Here is a 14,944-nt window from a genome sequence, read left to right as displayed (position 1 = left end):
GAACGTTCATTCATACGTCGTGCGGTGGGATCAATGCAGCGCAGTCGTATTGAGCTGCTGCTGGATCGTCTTGAAGTGATCGAGCCGCTCGATCGCGCGATCGAGCTCGTTGCCTTGCTTCTCGTTCAGCTTGGATTCCATGCCGGCGATCTCGGCCGCGAAAGCTGTCTGGTCGAGCTCCTTCAGCGACGTGGCGACGTCGGCGAGAACCGTCAGACCCTTGTCCGAGATCTCGGCAAGGCCGCCGAGCACGATGATCTTCTGCTGCGATCCGCCTGATGTCACCGTCAGGATACCCGGCCGCAGCGTCGCCACGAACGGCGCATGCCCGGCGAGCACGCCGAAATCACCCTCCTGGCCGGGAACGTCGACCTGGTCGACCTCGCCCGAGAAGGCGATCTTTTCCGGCGAGACGAGATCGAAATGGAAAGTAGCCATTGGGAAACCTGCGAATAGCGAATAGCGAATGGCGAGTAGTGAAGGAGGAAGCAGCGAACAGCTCGTCTATTCGCTACTCCTTATCCGCTAATCGCCCTTAGGCCGCCTCGGCGGCCAGCTTCTTGCCCTTCTCGACCGCCTCGTCGATGTTGCCGACCATGTAGAAGGCGGCCTCCGGCAGGTGGTCGTACTTGCCTTCACACAGGCCCTTGAAGCCCTTGATGGTGTCGGCGAGGTCGACGAACTTGCCCGGCGATCCCGTGAAGATTTCGGCGACGTGGAACGGCTGCGACAGGAAGCGCTCGATCTTGCGGGCGCGGGCCACGGTCAGCTTGTCCTCTTCCGACAGCTCGTCCATGCCCAGGATGGCGATGATATCCTGCAGCGACTTGTAGCGCTGCAGAATCTGCTGGACCTGACGCGCGGTCTGATAGTGCTCCTCGCCGACGACCAGCGGGGAGAGCATGCGCGAGGTCGAGTCGAGCGGGTCCACCGCCGGGTAGATGCCCTTTTCCGAGATCGCGCGGTTGAGCACGGTGGTGGCGTCCAAATGCGCGAACGAGGTCGCCGGCGCCGGGTCGGTCAAGTCGTCGGCCGGCACGTAGATGGCCTGCACCGAGGTGATCGAGCCCTTGTTGGTGGTGGTGATGCGCTCCTGCAGCGCGCCCATGTCGGTGGCGAGCGTCGGCTGATAACCCACCGCCGAGGGGATGCGGCCGAGCAGCGCCGACACTTCCGAGCCGGCCTGGGTGAACCGGAAGATGTTGTCGACGAAGAACAGCACGTCCTGGCCCTGGTCGCGGAAGTGCTCGGCGACGGTGAGGCCGGTCAGGCCGACGCGGGCGCGGGCGCCGGGCGGCTCGTTCATCTGGCCGAACACCAGCGCGCACTTCGACTTGACGCTCGGATCGGGATTGTGCGGATCGGCGTTGACCTTGGATTCGATGAACTCGTGATAGAGGTCGTTGCCTTCACGGGTACGCTCGCCGACGCCGGCGAACACCGAATAACCACCGTGCGCCTTGGCGACGTTGTTGATGAGCTCCTGGATCAGCACGGTCTTGCCGACGCCGGCGCCGCCGAACAGACCGATCTTGCCGCCCTTGGCGTAGGGAGCCAAGAGGTCGACGACCTTGATGCCGGTGACGAGAATCTCGGCTTCGGTCGACTGGTCGGTGTAGCTCGGCGCGTCCGCGTGGATCGGACGCAGGCCCTCGGCCTCGACCGGACCGGCCTCGTCGATCGGCTCGCCGATCACGTTCATGATGCGGCCGAGCGTGCCGACGCCCACCGGCACCTGGATCGGCGAACCGGTGTCGGTCACCTCCTGGCCGCGGACCAGACCTTCGGTGGTGTCCATCGCGATGGTGCGCACGGTGGATTCGCCGAGATGCTGGGCCACTTCGAGCACCAGGCGGTTGCCGGCGTTCTTGGTTTCGAGCGAATTGAGAATGGCCGGCAGGTGACCTTCGAACTGCACGTCGACGACGGCGCCGATGACCTGGGTGATGCGACCGATCTGGTTGGCTGCGGTAGCCATTGAGTGTCTCTCCTTACGATCCGTATACGAAACCACGGTCGGCTCGACCGGGATATGTTCCTGGGTTGCGCTTCAACGGGCGCTGCGCGATCCGGCTAGACCGCCTCGGCGCCCGAAATGATTTCGATCAGTTCCTTGGTGATCATCGCCTGACGCGTGCGGTTGTAGATCAGCGTCTGCTTGCGGATCATCTCGCCGGCGTTGCGCGTGGCGTTGTCCATGGCCGACATCTGCGCACCGTAGAACGAGGCGTTGTTTTCGAGCAGTGCGCGGAAGATCTGCACCGCGAGATTGCGCGGCAGCAATCCAGCCAGGATCTCGTCCTCTTCCGGCTCGTATTCGTAAGGCGCCAGCGGCGCCGCATTGGCCGGGCGCGCTTCGACCACCAGCGGAATGATCTGCTGAGCGGTCGGGATCTGCGCGATCACCGAGCGGAAGCGCGAGTAGAACAGGGTGCAGACGTCGAATTCGCCGGCCTCGAAGCGGGCAATCACCTTCTTGGCGATCTCGTCGGCATTGGCGAAGCCGATCTGGCGCACGGAGCGCAGGTCCATGTGCTCGACGATCTGCTTGTCGAACTGGCGGCGAAGCTGCTCATAACCCTTGCGGCCAACGCAGAAGAACTTCACCTCCTTGCCCTGGTTCATCAGGGCGAGCGCACGCTCGCGCGCCAGGCGGACGATCGAGGAGTTGAACGCGCCAGACAGGCCGCGCTCGCCGGTGCAGACCAGCAGCAGGTGCACCTGATCGCGACCGGTGCCCGCCAACAGCTTCGGGCCGCCGGCGGAGGCGATGGTGGCGCTCGCGATGTTGGAGATCACGGCGTCCATCTTCTCGGCATAGGGACGCGCCGCTTCGGCCGCCTGCTGCGCGCGGCGCAGCTTGGAGGCGGCGACCATCTGCATGGCCTTGGTGATCTTCTGCGTCGCCTTGGTCGAGGCGATGCGGACCCGCATGTCTTTCAGTGACGCCATTGTTCGTCTAGCTCACCCCGGCGGCCGATCCGTTGAAGACCCGACCGCTCAACCCTGAGATTGGTCATGCCCGGCCTGGCGCCGGGCATGAGATGTCACGTTGTCCCACCCCGAAGGGCGTGGATCGCCGGCCGGAGCCGGCCACGACCTCGCGATCAGGCGAAGGTCTTGGCGAAGCCCTCGACAACCGCCTTCAGCTTGGCGGCGCTGTCGTCGGACAGATCCTTGCTGTCGCGGATCGCGTTGAGCAGGTCGGCATTCTTGCCGCGCAGCAGCGACAGCAGGCCGTCCTCGAAGGCGCGCACCTTGTTGAGCGGCAGCGGATCGAGATAGCCGTTGGTGCCGGCCCAGATCACGCAGACCTGCTCTTCCATCTTCAGCGGCGAGAACTGCGGCTGCTTCAGGAGCTCGGTCAGGCGCGCGCCGCGATTGAGCAGGCGCTGGGTCGAGGCGTCCAAGTCGGAGCCGAACTGCGCGAAGGCCGCCATCTCGCGGTACTGCGCCAGCTCGCCCTTGATCTTGCCGGCGACCTTCTTCATCGCCTTGGTCTGGGCCGAGGAGCCGACGCGCGACACCGACAGACCGACGTTCACGGCGGGACGGATGCCCTGGAAGAACAGATCGGTCTCCAGGAAGATCTGGCCGTCGGTGATCGAAATGACGTTGGTCGGAATGTAGGCCGACACGTCGTTGGCCTGGGTCTCGATGACGGGCAACGCGGTCAGCGACCCCAGACCATGGTCCTTGCTGAGCTTGGCGGCGCGCTCGAGCAGGCGGGAGTGCAGATAGAACACGTCGCCCGGATAGGCCTCGCGGCCCGGCGGACGGCGCAGCAGCAGCGACATCTGGCGATAGGCGACGGCCTGCTTCGACAGATCGTCATAGATGATGACGGCGTGCATGCCGTTGTCGCGGAAGTACTCGCCCATGGTGCAGCCGGTGAACGGGGCCAGATATTGCATCGGGGCCGGATCGGACGCGGTGGCGGCGATGACGATCGAATACTCCAGCGCGCCCTGCTCTTCGAGCACCTTCACGAACTGAGCGACGGTGGAGCGCTTCTGGCCGATCGCGACATAGACGCAGTACAGCTTCTGGCTCTCGGGAGCGCCAGCGACGTTCAGCGGCTTCTGGTTCAAGATGGTGTCGAGCGCGATCGCGGTCTTGCCGGTCTGACGGTCACCGATGATCAGCTCGCGCTGACCACGGCCGACCGGGATCAGGGCGTCGATCGCCTTGAGGCCGGTCGACATCGGCTCGTTCACCGACTTGCGCGGAATGATGCCGGGGGCCTTGACGTCGACGCGCTTGCGCTCGGTGGCCTGGATCGGGCCCTTGCCGTCGATCGGATTGCCGAGCGCGTCAACGACGCGGCCGAGCAGACCCTTGCCGACCGGAGCGTCGACGATGGCGCGGGTGCGCTTGACGGTCTGGCCTTCCTTGATCTCGCGGTCGGCGCCGAAGATGACGACGCCGACATTGTCGGTCTCGAGGTTCAGCGCCATGCCGCGGGTGCCGTTCTCGAACTCGACCATCTCGCCGGCCTGGACGTTGTCGAGACCGTAGACGCGGGCGATACCGTCACCGACGGACAGCACCTGTCCGACTTCGGTGACTTCGGCTTCCTGCCCGAAATTCTTGATCTGGTCCTTGAGGATCGCGGAAATTTCCGCGGCGCGGATGTCCATCAGCCTGCCTCTTTCATCGCGTGCTTGATCGAGTTGAGTTTGGTGCGAAGCGAACTATCGATCATGCGGCTGCCGAGCTTGACGACGAGCCCGCCGATAATCGCTGGATCGACTTTCACGTTGAGCGCGACGTCCTTGCCGGTCACCGTCTTCAGTGAGGCCTTCAAGGCGTCGAGATTCTTGTCGGAGAGCGGCTCGGCGACGACGACGTCGGCCGTGGCCTCTCCCTTGTATTTGGCGACCAGCGCGTTGAAGGCGCGGATCACGTCGGTCACCGCGAACAGGCGGCGGTTGGCGGTCAGCACGCGCAGCACGTTGGCGGCGACACCGGCGATGCCGGCCTTGTCCAGCACGGCATTCAGCGCCTTGAGCTGCACGTCCGCACCGAACACCGGACTGCGGACGAGGCGCTTGAGATCGGCGCTCTCATCGAGGAGGGCATTGAACCTGTCGAGATCGGCCTTGACCGCATCGACGGACTTTTCGTCACGGGCCAGTTCAAACAGGGCCGTCGCGTAACGACCGGACACACCGGATACGGAGGGATCTTCAGCAGCCACAGACGTGCTCTTTTTATATGCGCCCAACCCACAAGAGGGACACCGGCGCGCCGCTGCGGCGCAAACCAGCTAAGCCCTTGGAATTCAAGCAGGACTTTGATTTTCGATCGCCGCGAGAGCAGCTTGATCACGAAAAGCGGCGCTTTGCTAACATAGCGTACGCGCAGCCGCAACAAGCGGCGGCCCGCTATTCGGCACCTTGTTGCCGCGCCGCGGTCGGAGCCTACGCGCGGTCCAACGGACTCGCTTGATGGCCGCCCGCGCGCGCCCGCCCCCGATACCAGTCACTCAGCGCAAGGTTCCAGCTGTTGCTGCATGGCCGCCATGCTGGTTTGGCCTTGACTCCCGTCGGCGGTGCCCGGCGGCCGCCGACCAGCCCGCACCGACATTACTTGCTGACATCTTGGCATCCTAAGTGAGAACTTAACTCAACAGTATTTTGAAGTATTTGATCGTTAATAAACCGTTAACGCGGTGGATTACGGAATTTTCCGTGATGAGTAGACCGCGATGCAAGATGTTTCGATCAGAGCGGAACAATTTCTACTGCCCCATTCACGCCTCATTGCCCCACCAAACGGCGCGCGCCTCAACACCTGACGGGGGTCCACTGGCCGCAGAACGCGGCAATACTGTTCGAGGGACATAGATGCTGAAACTGAAGAACCTCTCGGCTGGCAAGATCGCCGGCTCGCGCACCGCGCTCGCCGTTGCCGTGACGCTGATCGTCGGCGGCAGCGCCACCGAAGCCTCGGCCCGGTCCAGGCACCACCATCACCACGCTCGCCACCACCATCATCACATGGCGCGCCATGCTGCTCAGCCCGCGGCCGACTCGTTTTCGAACGGATGGTCGTCCAACGGCTCCTCGTGGATGAACTCCAACGCAGCGGTCACGCCGTCGTCCGGCACCGGCCGCACTTTCTCCGGCATGGCGTCGTACTACGGCAACGAGTCCGGCAGCCGCACCGCCTCCGGCCAGCGCATGAACGCCAACGCGATGACCTGCGCTCACCGCTCGCTGCCGTTCGGCACCAAGCTGCGCGTAACCCATGGCGGCAACAGCGTCATCGTCACCGTCAACGACCGCGGCCCGTTCATCCGCGGCCGGGTGCTCGACCTGTCGACCGGCGCAGCCCGCGCCATCGGCCTGACCCGCGCCGGCGTCGGCCGCGTCACCGCCGAAGTCGTGTCGTAAGATACCCGATCTTTCCGCGCGTCATTGCGAGGAGCGAAGCGACGAAGCAATCCAGAGTCCCAACCCGGCCCTGGATTGCTTCGCTGCGCTCGCAATGACGGTGGAGAGAGCGCTACAAGAAGCTCTGCGGGTCGACGTCGACCTCGAGCTTGAGATTGCCCTTGGGCTTCTCGGCATGCGCCAGCCAGTGGCGCAGATAATCCGACAGGTCGAAATTGCGCGCCGACTTGAGCAGCAGCCGGAAGCGGTAGCGGCCCTTGATCACCGCGAGCGGCGCCTCAGCCGGGCCGAGCAGCAGCACGCCCTCCTCACGCGGCGCTGACGCGACCAGCCGGCGGGCGAAGCCTTCGGCAGTAGGCCGATCCCCCGCCGAGATGATCAGGCTCGCCAGCCTGCCGAACGGCGGATAGCCGGTGCGCTCGCGCGCGTCGATCTCGCTGGTGTAGAACGCCTCGCGGTCGCAGGCGACCAGCGCCTTCATGACGGGGTGCTCGGGCTGGTGGGTCTGCAGATAGCCGCGACCCCGCCCCTGCTCGCGGCCGGCGCGGCCGATCACCTGGTTCAAGAGCTGCCAGGTGCGCTCGGCGGCGCGCGGATCGCCATTGCCGAGGCCGAGATCGGCATCGACCACCCCGACCAGATTGAGCCGCGGAAAGTTGTGGCCCTTGGCGACGAGCTGGGTGCCGATGATGAGGTCGACGCGGCCTTCGGCGATCTCGGTCAGCTCGGCGCGCATGGTTTCGATCGAGGTGATCAGGTCGCTCGACAGCACCATGCTGCGCGCCTCAGGAAACAGCGCCGCCGCCTCCTCCTGCAGCCGCTCCACGCCGGGCCCCACCGCGACCAGCGATTCCTCGGCCGCGCAATGCGGGCAGGTCGGCGGCCGCGGCATCGAGAACCCGCAATGGTGACAGACCAGCCGCTGACGGAAACGATGATCGACCAGCCACGCGTCGCAGATGGTGCAGGCGAAGCGATGGCCGCAGGCGCGGCACAGGGTCAGCGGCGCATAGCCGCGGCGGTTCAGGAACAGCAGCGCCTGCTCGCCGCGCTCGATCGCGGTGCGGATCTCACCCGCCAGCCGCGGCGAGATGTAGCGGCCGCGCGGCGGCGGCTCGCGCCGGAGATCAATGGCCTCGATATGCGGCATGTGCTGGCCGCCGAACCGCGACGGCAGCGCGACGCGCTGATAGCGGCCCTTGCGAGCATTGACCTCGGTCTCGACCGAGGGGGTGGCCGAGGCCAGCACCACCGGAAATTTGGCGATGTGGCCGCGCACCACCGCCATGTCGCGGGCGTGGTAATGCGCGCCCTCGTCCTGCTTGTAGGCCTGATCGTGCTCCTCATCGACGACGATCAGGCCGAGATCGGCATAGGGCAGGAACAACGCCGAGCGGGCGCCGACCACGACCGGCGCCTCGCCGGCGGCGATCGCCGCCCAGTTGCGCTGGCGCGTGCGCGGGGTCAGCTCGGAATGCCATTCCAGCGGCCGCACGCCGAAGCGGCGCGAGAAGCGGTCGAGGAACTGGCCGGTGAGCGAAATCTCAGGCATCAGGATCAGCGACTGCCGGCCGCGGCGGACGGTCTCGGCGACCGCCTCGAAATAGACTTCGGTCTTGCCGGAGCCGGTGACGCCGTCGAGCAGCGCGACCTGGAAGCCGCCATCGGCGGCCAGCGCCCGCATCGCCGCGACGCCGGCCAGCTGCGCGTCGAAGAACTCGGGCTGCGCGAACGACGGATCGGGCGCCGGCGGCGGCAGCGCACGCGGCATCGCCTCGACCGTGAGGGTCCTCTCGTCGACCAGGCCGTCGATCACGCTGCTGGAGACGCCGATCTCGCGGACGAGGTCGGACTTTCCATGCAGCAGACCGTCTGACACCGCCTCGATGACCCGCCGCCGCGCCGGCGTCAGCCGCTTGGGCGGCTCGCCGACCAGGCGGACGCCGAGCCGGACACGCTCCGGGCCAAGATGCTCGCCCATGCGCAGGCACATCCGCAGCACCATGCCACGCGGCGACAGCGTGTAATTCGCGACCCAGTCGACCAGCGAGCGCAGCTCCGGCTTGAGGGGCGGCACCTCGAGCTTCTCGCTGACGTCCTTGAGCCGGTTGTGCAGCCGCGGATCCGGATTGGCATTCTCCGCCCACACCACCGCCAGTACCTCGCGCGGCCCGAGCGGCACGCCGACGATATCGCCCGGCTTCAGATCCATGCCGCGCGGCACGCGGTAGGAATAGGTGTGGTCGAGCGCGACCGGAACCAGCACGTCGACCACGCCGGTCGTGCTGGCTGCACCTGGAAAGAGGTCGGTCGCGCGGTCCATGAGGGCGGAGATAGCCTTGCTCTGGCTGAAGCGAAAGCCGTCCGGCAAAGTTAGCGAACGGTAAAGGACGACAGTGCGATATACATGACTCGACGAGATGAGATCGAGCTGTTCCCGCGAGCGCCATTGCACTCCCTCTTCCCGATCTTGCGGGGAGAGGCGCAAACCGAGTTCGCGGCGATCGACAACGCTTCACAGCGACCCATCCGTGGGCACGGACGCCATGACAAAGCAAACAGAGCCGACTCACGCGGACACGGACGAAGAGTCTGAGGCCACCGCCCTCCTCGGCGCCGACGAGGGCGTCGTCCAGGCCATGATGCAGTGGCTGGCGCATCTGCGTAGCGAGCGCCGGCTATCTCCGAAGACCGTGGAGGCTTATGCCCGCGACCTCCGGCAGTGCCTGCAATTCCTCTGCATCCATTGGGGCGAGCCGGTGACGCTGGTGCGCTTCGCGGGGCTGGAGGCCGCCGACATCCGCGCTTTCATGGCGATGCGCCGCGCCGACGACATCGCCGGACGTTCCCTGATGCGATCCTTGGCGGGCCTGCGCTCGTTCGGGCGCTTTCTGGAGCGCGAGGGCAAGGGCAAGGTCGGCGCCCTCTCAGGAATCCGCGCGCCAAAGATCGCCAAGAGCCTGCCGAAGCCGCTGCCGATGGACGCCGCCAAGCGCCTCGCCGATGCCGACGAGCGCGCCGGCGAGACCCGCGAGACCTGGGTGCTGGCACGCGACGCCGCGGTGATGGCGCTGCTGTATGGCTCCGGCCTGCGCATCTCCGAGGCGCTCGGGCTGAAACGCCGCGAAGTGCCGCGCCCCGGCGAAGGCGACGTGCTGGTGGTGACCGGCAAGGGCAACAAGACCCGGATGGTGCCGGTGCTGCAGAACGTGCTGCAGCTGATCGACGAGTATGCCAGGCTTTGCCCGTACCCGCTGCCTGCGGAGGGGCCGATGTTTCTCGGCGCCAAGGGCGGTCCGTTGAGCCCGCGCATCATCCAGCTCGCGATGGAGCGGCTGCGCGGCGCGCTGGGCCTGCCGGACAGCGCCACGCCGCACGCGCTGCGCCATTCCTTCGCGACGCACCTGTTGTCGCGCGGCGGCGATCTGCGCGCGATCCAGGAGCTGCTCGGCCACGCCTCGCTGTCGACGACGCAGATCTATACCGGCATCGATTCGGAGCGCCTGCTGCAGGTCTACGCGTCAGCGCATCCGCGACGGTGACATTTTTCGTTCATATCGTTTCGCTTGCGCTGTCCCCCCGGTTCCGGCAATCGTCTTGGCAGCTTGATCCGGAGGGGAACAGATGAGCGCACATGAGAGCATGGAGCATGCGGAGCATGCCGAGCATGCGTCCGGCGAAAACAAGAAGATCGCGCTGCTGATCGCCGTCATCGCCCTGTTCCTGGCCCTGTCCGAAACGCTCGGCAAGGGCGCGCAGACCGAATCGATCAGCAAGAACGTCGAGGCCTCGAATCTCTGGGCCTTCTTCCAGGCCAAGACCGTTCGCCGCACCGTGGTGCAGACCGCCGCCGAGCAGGGCAAACTGAGCTTGCCGGCGCTGCCTGACGAGGCGGCCAAGGCGGCGTTGCAGAAGCAGATCGACGATTGGCAGAAGAATGCCGCGCGCTATCGCTCCGAGCCCGAGACCGGCGAAGGCAGCGAGCAGTTGGCGGAGCGCGCCAAGCATGCCGAGCATGAGCGCGACGAGGCGACGGCGAAGTACCACCACTATGAGCTGGCGTCGGCTGCCTTCCAGATCGGCATCGTGCTGGCGTCGGCGACGATCATCACGGGAATGATCGTTCTGGCCTGGGCCTCCGGAGGGCTCGCGCTGATCGGTATTGCCATGACGCTGCTCGGCCTGTTCCAGCCGCATCTCTTGCATCTGCACTGAGGTCAGCGACAGCAACTGGCTTGCGACGTCGCGACCACCACTACCGCGCCTGCTGCACGCTCCTGCGGAAGCGCATGATCACGCGCAGCACGCGCGATGACCAGCCATCGGCATTGCCGTGGATGATCTCGCGGATGCGCTGCTTGATAGGATCGACCAGCGCCGCGGCTTTCCTGCGCAGCGCGAGCACGGCCTCGTAGAGCCACGCGAACCAGGACATCTGCAGCAGCTTGCTGCGCGTCACATCGAAGATGAAGGCGGTGACGCCGACACCGACGATCTTGCCGAACACGATCGTGGCCAGCGCAAACTTCCACTGCTGGTGCATCAAAAGCCACATGCCGATCAGCTTGAGCGGAAACAGCAGCACGACCGGCACGACGAAGACGATCAGGGTCAGCGCCGGCGACAGGGTCTCGATGCGCGCGGCCAGCCAGTGCTTGAAGCTACGCAGCGGTATCGCGGCGACGATGCGCGCCACGATCGGCTCGAGATGGTCCCACAGCCAGGCTTCGATCAGGAAGATGATCGCAAGCAGAACCCAGAACGGCTGAAGCAGGCGGCGCAGCATCGGACTCCATCTCCGCCAGGCCTCGCGGGTTGAGGCCGCTATGACGATACGACCTCGCGCCTTGCCGTTCGGTTCAGCGTCAAAAGCGGGCGTTTTGTCGCACCCACCGAAGGCGCCTCCGGGCGTCCATCACATATGGATGGCCCGCTTACCCACCGCAAGCGCGGCTTCCTTCACGGCCTCCGACCGTGTCGGATGCGCGTGGCAGGTGCGCGCGAGATCCTCGGCAGAGCCACCGAACTCCATCAATACGGCGGCCTCGTGAATGATTTCCCCGGCCTCGCGGCCGATGATATGGGCGCCGAGCACGCGATCCGTCTTCGCATCGGCTAGGATCTTCACGAAACCGTCAGTGGTCTGGTTGACCTTGGAACGGCCATTCGCGGTAAACGGAAACTTCCCGACGGTATAGGCGACGCCGGCCTGCTTCAGCTCGTCCTCGGTCTTGCCGACGGAGGCCACTTCGGGCGTCGTGTAGACCACGCCTGGAATGACGTCGTAGTTCACGTGCCCGGCCTGGCCCGCGAGGATCTCGGCCACCGCGACGCCCTCGTCCTCCGCCTTGTGCGCGAGCATCGGCCCTGCAACGACGTCGCCGATGGCGTAGACACCGGGCACGCTGGTCGCGAAATGATGGTCGATCTGGACGCGGCCGCGGTTGTCGAGCGCGACGCCCGCTTCCTGCAGCCCGAGTCCCTCGGTGTAGGGCACGCGGCCGATCGCCACGAGCACCACGTCGGCTTCGATCTTCTCGGCCGCGCCGCCGGCCGCCGGCTCGATCATGGCCGAGAGCGTCGTGCCAGAGGTGTCGACACCGGTCACCTTGGCGCCGAGCTTGAACGCAAAACCCTGCTTCTCGAGGATGCGCTGAAACTGTTTTGCGATCTCGCCATCCATGCCGGGCAGGATGCGGTCGAGGAATTCGACCACGGTGACCTTGGCGCCGAGGCGGCGCCACACCGAGCCGAGTTCGAGCCCGATCACGCCGGCGCCGACCACCAAGAGCGTCGAAGGCACCTTGTCCAGCGACAGAGCTCCGGTCGAGGACACGATGCGCTTCTCATCGATCTCGATGCCCTTGAGCCGCGCGATGTCCGAGCCCGTCGCGATCACGATGTTCTTGGTCTCGACGGTCTGCACGGCGCCGTCATTGCCGGTGACCTGCAGTTTGCCGGTGCCGAGGATCTTGCCCTTGCCCACGAGCACGTCGATCTTGTTCTTCTTCATCAGGAACTCGACGCCCTTGACGTTGCCGTCGATGCCCTGCTGCTTGAAGTTCATCATCGCCGGCAGATCGATCTCGGGCTGGGGCACCTTGATGCCCATCTTGGCGAAGGAGTGCCCGGCTTCCTCGAACAGCTCCGAGGCGTGCAGCAGCGCCTTCGACGGCATGCAGCCGACATTGAGACAGGTGCCGCCGAGGGTGGCGTTCTTCTCGACCACGGCCACCTTCATGCCGAGCTGTGCTGCGCGGATGGCGCAGACATAACCACCGGGTCCGGTGCCGATGACGACGAGATCGTAGGATGCCATGATCGAATGTTCCGTAAGCTTGCAAGTCAGAGATAGCGACGGTCGTCAGCGTCCGCCCGACACGTCGAGAATGGCCGAAGTGACATAGGAAGCCTCGTCCGACAGCAGCCAGACGATGGCATTGGCGATTTCCTCCGCGGTGCCGACGCGCTTCATCGGCACCAGCGGGGCGAGACGATGGGCGCGATCGGGCTCGCCGCCGGAGGCGTGGATATCGGTGTCGATCAGCCCTGGGCGAATGGCGGCGACGCGGATGCCTTCATTGGCGACCTCATGACCGAGGCCGACGGTGAAGGAATCGATCGCGCCCTTCGACGCCGCATAATCGACGTAGGTATTCGGCGAGCCGAGCTTGGCGGCGACCGAGGACAGGTTGATGATCACGCCGCCCTGTCCGCCATGCCGCGTCGACATGCGCTTCACCGCCTCACGTGCGCACAGGATGCTGCCGGTGACGTTGACCGCCATCAAACGCTCGATGCGCTCCGCGCTCATCTCGTCGACGCGCGTGGTCGGACCGACGATGCCGGCATTGTTGATGAGCGCGCCGAGCGTGCCGAACTTGTCCGCCGCCTTGAACAGAGCGAGGATGTCGTGCTCGCGGCCGACGTCGCATTTGACTGCGATGGCCTTGCCGTTCTTGGCCTCGATCGCGGCCACCGTGCTCTGTGCCGCGGCCTCGTTGGAGGCGTAGCCGACCACGATCTTGAAGCCGCGCGATGCGGCGGCGATGGCGGTGGCGCGGCCGATGCCGCGGCTGCCGCCGGTGATCACTGCAACCCTGTCGGTCATGATGGCCCCCGTTAGGTCTGAGGCGCGCTCATGAAGCGCGCCTCATGTCTTCAAGTCGTCGCGTGCCCTCAGAGATCCAGCACGAGCCGTGCTGGATCCTCCAGGCTTTCCTTGACGCGCACCAGGAACGTCACGGCTTCCTTGCCGTCGATGACGCGGTGATCGTAGGACAGCGCCAGATACATCATCGGGCGGACTTCGATCTTGCCGCCGACCACCACCGGGCGCTCCTGGATCTTGTGCATGCCGAGGATGCCGGACTGCGGCGCGTTCAGGATCGGGGTCGACATCAGGGAGCCGTAGATGCCGCCATTGGTGATGGTGAAGGTGCCGCCCTGCATCTCGTCGATCTTGAGCTGGCCGTCACGGGCGCGGCGGCCGAAATCGGCGATGCCCTTCTCGATGTCGGCGATCGACTTGTGGTCGCAGTCGCGCACGACGGGCACGACCAGGCCCTTGTCGGTGCCGACGGCGACGCCGATGTGATAGTAGTTCTTGTAGATCAGGTCGGTGCCGTCGATCTCGGCGTTGACCGCCGGGATGTCCTTGAGCGCCTGCACCACGGCCTTGGTGAAGAAGCCCATGAAGCCGAGCTTGGAGCCGTGCTTCTTCTCGAACACGTCCTTGTACTGGCTGCGCAGCGCCATGACGTTGGTCATGTCGACCTCGTTGAAGGTCGTCAGCATCGCCGCGGTGTTCTGCACGTCCTTGAGGCGGCGCGCGATGGTCTGGCGCAGCCGCGTCATCTTCACGCGCTCCTCGCGCGCGGCGTCGTCGGCCGGCGACGGCGCACGCACCTGGACCGAGGCGGCGGGCTGATTGACCGGGGTCGGCGCGGACGCTGCGCGCTCGATGGCGGCCAGCATGTCGCCCTTGGTGACGCGGCCGTCCTTGCCGGAGCCCGGCACGGTGGTCGCATCGACGCCGCTCTCGGCCGAGAGCTTGCGAACCGACGGCGCCTGCGGGGTATCGGCGGGCAGCGCCTTGGCAGGGGCGGGAGCCGCAGCCGGCGGCGCAGCGGCAGCCGGCTTCGCCGGAGCCGGAGCAGCAGCGGCGGGCTTGGCAGCCACGGCGCCATCCGTGATCTGGCCGAGCAGCGCGCCGACGGCGACCGTCTCGCCATCCTTGGCGATGATCTCGCCCAAGGTGCCGGCCGAAGGCGCGGGCACCTCGATCGTGACCTTGTCGGTCTCGAGCTCGACGAGGGGCTCGTCGACCGCCACGGCGTCGCCTGCCTTCTTGAACCAGCGGCCGATGGTGGCTTCGGTGACGGATTCACCCAGCGTCGGAACGCGAATTTCAGTCATGGTCTTTATCCTCAATAACCCGTGCGGTCATAAAGCCGGTCCGCCATCGCCTTGCGGCGAGCAAGCGATGCGGGACGGACGATCAACGCGATGTACTTGCGCCCCGCAGATTGCGGGGCGCGTCAAAA

Annotated in this window: 13 protein-coding genes; 3 read left to right on the top strand and 10 right to left on the bottom strand. The window is 65.8% G+C overall.

The window, feature by feature from the left end; genetic code table 11:
• Positions 1 to 30: 30 nt before the first annotated feature.
• The 5 genes from QW863_RS10825 to QW863_RS10805 form a co-directional block, all read right to left on the bottom strand.
• Complete coding sequence (locus QW863_RS10825) at positions 31 to 438, bottom strand: F0F1 ATP synthase subunit epsilon (protein ID WP_315715938.1); 408 nt, start codon at positions 436 to 438, stop codon at positions 31 to 33.
• A 97-nt stretch (positions 439 to 535) separates the two neighbouring features.
• Entirely contained in the window at positions 536 to 1,978 is a 1,443-nt protein-coding gene (atpD, locus tag QW863_RS10820; protein ID WP_315715937.1) for a F0F1 ATP synthase subunit beta, read from the bottom strand.
• Between the two features lie 95 nt (positions 1,979 to 2,073).
• On the bottom strand, positions 2,074 to 2,952 hold the full coding sequence (locus tag QW863_RS10815; RefSeq protein WP_315715936.1) for a F0F1 ATP synthase subunit gamma: 879 nt from the start codon (positions 2,950 to 2,952) through the stop codon (positions 2,074 to 2,076).
• Positions 2,953 to 3,107: 155 nt separating this feature from the next.
• Positions 3,108 to 4,640, bottom strand: coding sequence for a F0F1 ATP synthase subunit alpha (atpA, locus tag QW863_RS10810; protein WP_315715935.1), 1,533 nt, complete (start codon positions 4,638 to 4,640; stop codon positions 3,108 to 3,110).
• Entirely contained in the window at positions 4,640 to 5,200 is a 561-nt protein-coding gene (locus QW863_RS10805) for a F0F1 ATP synthase subunit delta (RefSeq protein ID WP_315715934.1), read from the bottom strand. The genes atpA and QW863_RS10805 overlap by 1 nt, the downstream gene beginning before the upstream one ends.
• 649 nt (positions 5,201 to 5,849) lie before the next feature.
• Between QW863_RS10805 and QW863_RS10800 the strand changes: the two genes are divergently transcribed.
• On the top strand, positions 5,850 to 6,398 hold the full coding sequence (locus tag QW863_RS10800) for a septal ring lytic transglycosylase RlpA family protein (RefSeq protein WP_315715933.1): 549 nt from the start codon (positions 5,850 to 5,852) through the stop codon (positions 6,396 to 6,398).
• A 112-nt stretch (positions 6,399 to 6,510) separates the two neighbouring features.
• Here QW863_RS10800 and QW863_RS10795 read toward each other — a convergent pair whose 3' ends face one another.
• A complete protein-coding gene (locus QW863_RS10795; RefSeq protein WP_315715932.1) occupies positions 6,511 to 8,721 on the bottom strand; it encodes a primosomal protein N' in 2,211 nt (736 codons plus the stop codon).
• A 316-nt stretch (positions 8,722 to 9,037) separates the two neighbouring features.
• On the opposite strand from QW863_RS10795, the gene QW863_RS10790 reads away from it, so the two are divergent.
• Together QW863_RS10790 and QW863_RS10785 are read left to right on the top strand one after the other, a co-directional pair.
• Positions 9,038 to 9,940: a tyrosine recombinase XerC gene (locus QW863_RS10790; RefSeq protein WP_315716184.1), complete on the top strand. Its 903-nt coding sequence runs from the start codon at positions 9,038 to 9,040 to the stop codon at positions 9,938 to 9,940.
• A gap of 82 nt (positions 9,941 to 10,022) precedes the next feature.
• The gene (locus QW863_RS10785) at positions 10,023 to 10,613 is read left to right on the top strand and encodes a DUF4337 domain-containing protein (protein WP_315715931.1); all 591 of its coding nucleotides are present in this window, start codon (positions 10,023 to 10,025) and stop codon (positions 10,611 to 10,613) included.
• A gap of 40 nt (positions 10,614 to 10,653) precedes the next feature.
• Here QW863_RS10785 and QW863_RS10780 read toward each other — a convergent pair whose 3' ends face one another.
• The 4 genes from QW863_RS10780 to odhB form a co-directional block, all read right to left on the bottom strand.
• Positions 10,654 to 11,184: a hypothetical protein gene (locus tag QW863_RS10780; protein ID WP_315715930.1), complete on the bottom strand. Its 531-nt coding sequence runs from the start codon at positions 11,182 to 11,184 to the stop codon at positions 10,654 to 10,656.
• A gap of 129 nt (positions 11,185 to 11,313) precedes the next feature.
• Positions 11,314 to 12,717 (bottom strand): dihydrolipoyl dehydrogenase, encoded by a 1,404-nt coding sequence (lpdA, locus tag QW863_RS10775; protein WP_315715929.1) that lies wholly within the window; start codon positions 12,715 to 12,717, stop codon positions 11,314 to 11,316.
• A 45-nt stretch (positions 12,718 to 12,762) separates the two neighbouring features.
• Positions 12,763 to 13,509 carry an SDR family oxidoreductase gene (locus QW863_RS10770; protein ID WP_315715928.1) on the bottom strand — a complete coding sequence of 249 codons (747 nt, stop codon included), beginning with the start codon at positions 13,507 to 13,509 and terminating at the stop codon, positions 12,763 to 12,765.
• A gap of 68 nt (positions 13,510 to 13,577) precedes the next feature.
• Positions 13,578 to 14,816, bottom strand: a complete 1,239-nt coding sequence (gene odhB / locus QW863_RS10765) for a 2-oxoglutarate dehydrogenase complex dihydrolipoyllysine-residue succinyltransferase (protein ID WP_315715927.1) — start codon at positions 14,814 to 14,816, stop codon at positions 13,578 to 13,580.
• Positions 14,817 to 14,944: the final 128 nt, after the last annotated feature.

The organism is Bradyrhizobium sp. SZCCHNR1017, assembly GCF_032381375.1.
Classification (GTDB): Bacteria; Pseudomonadota; Alphaproteobacteria; order Rhizobiales; family Xanthobacteraceae; genus Bradyrhizobium.
The sequence above is the reverse complement of the archived record's forward strand: the minus strand, read 5'-3'. Positions and strand labels throughout refer to the sequence as shown.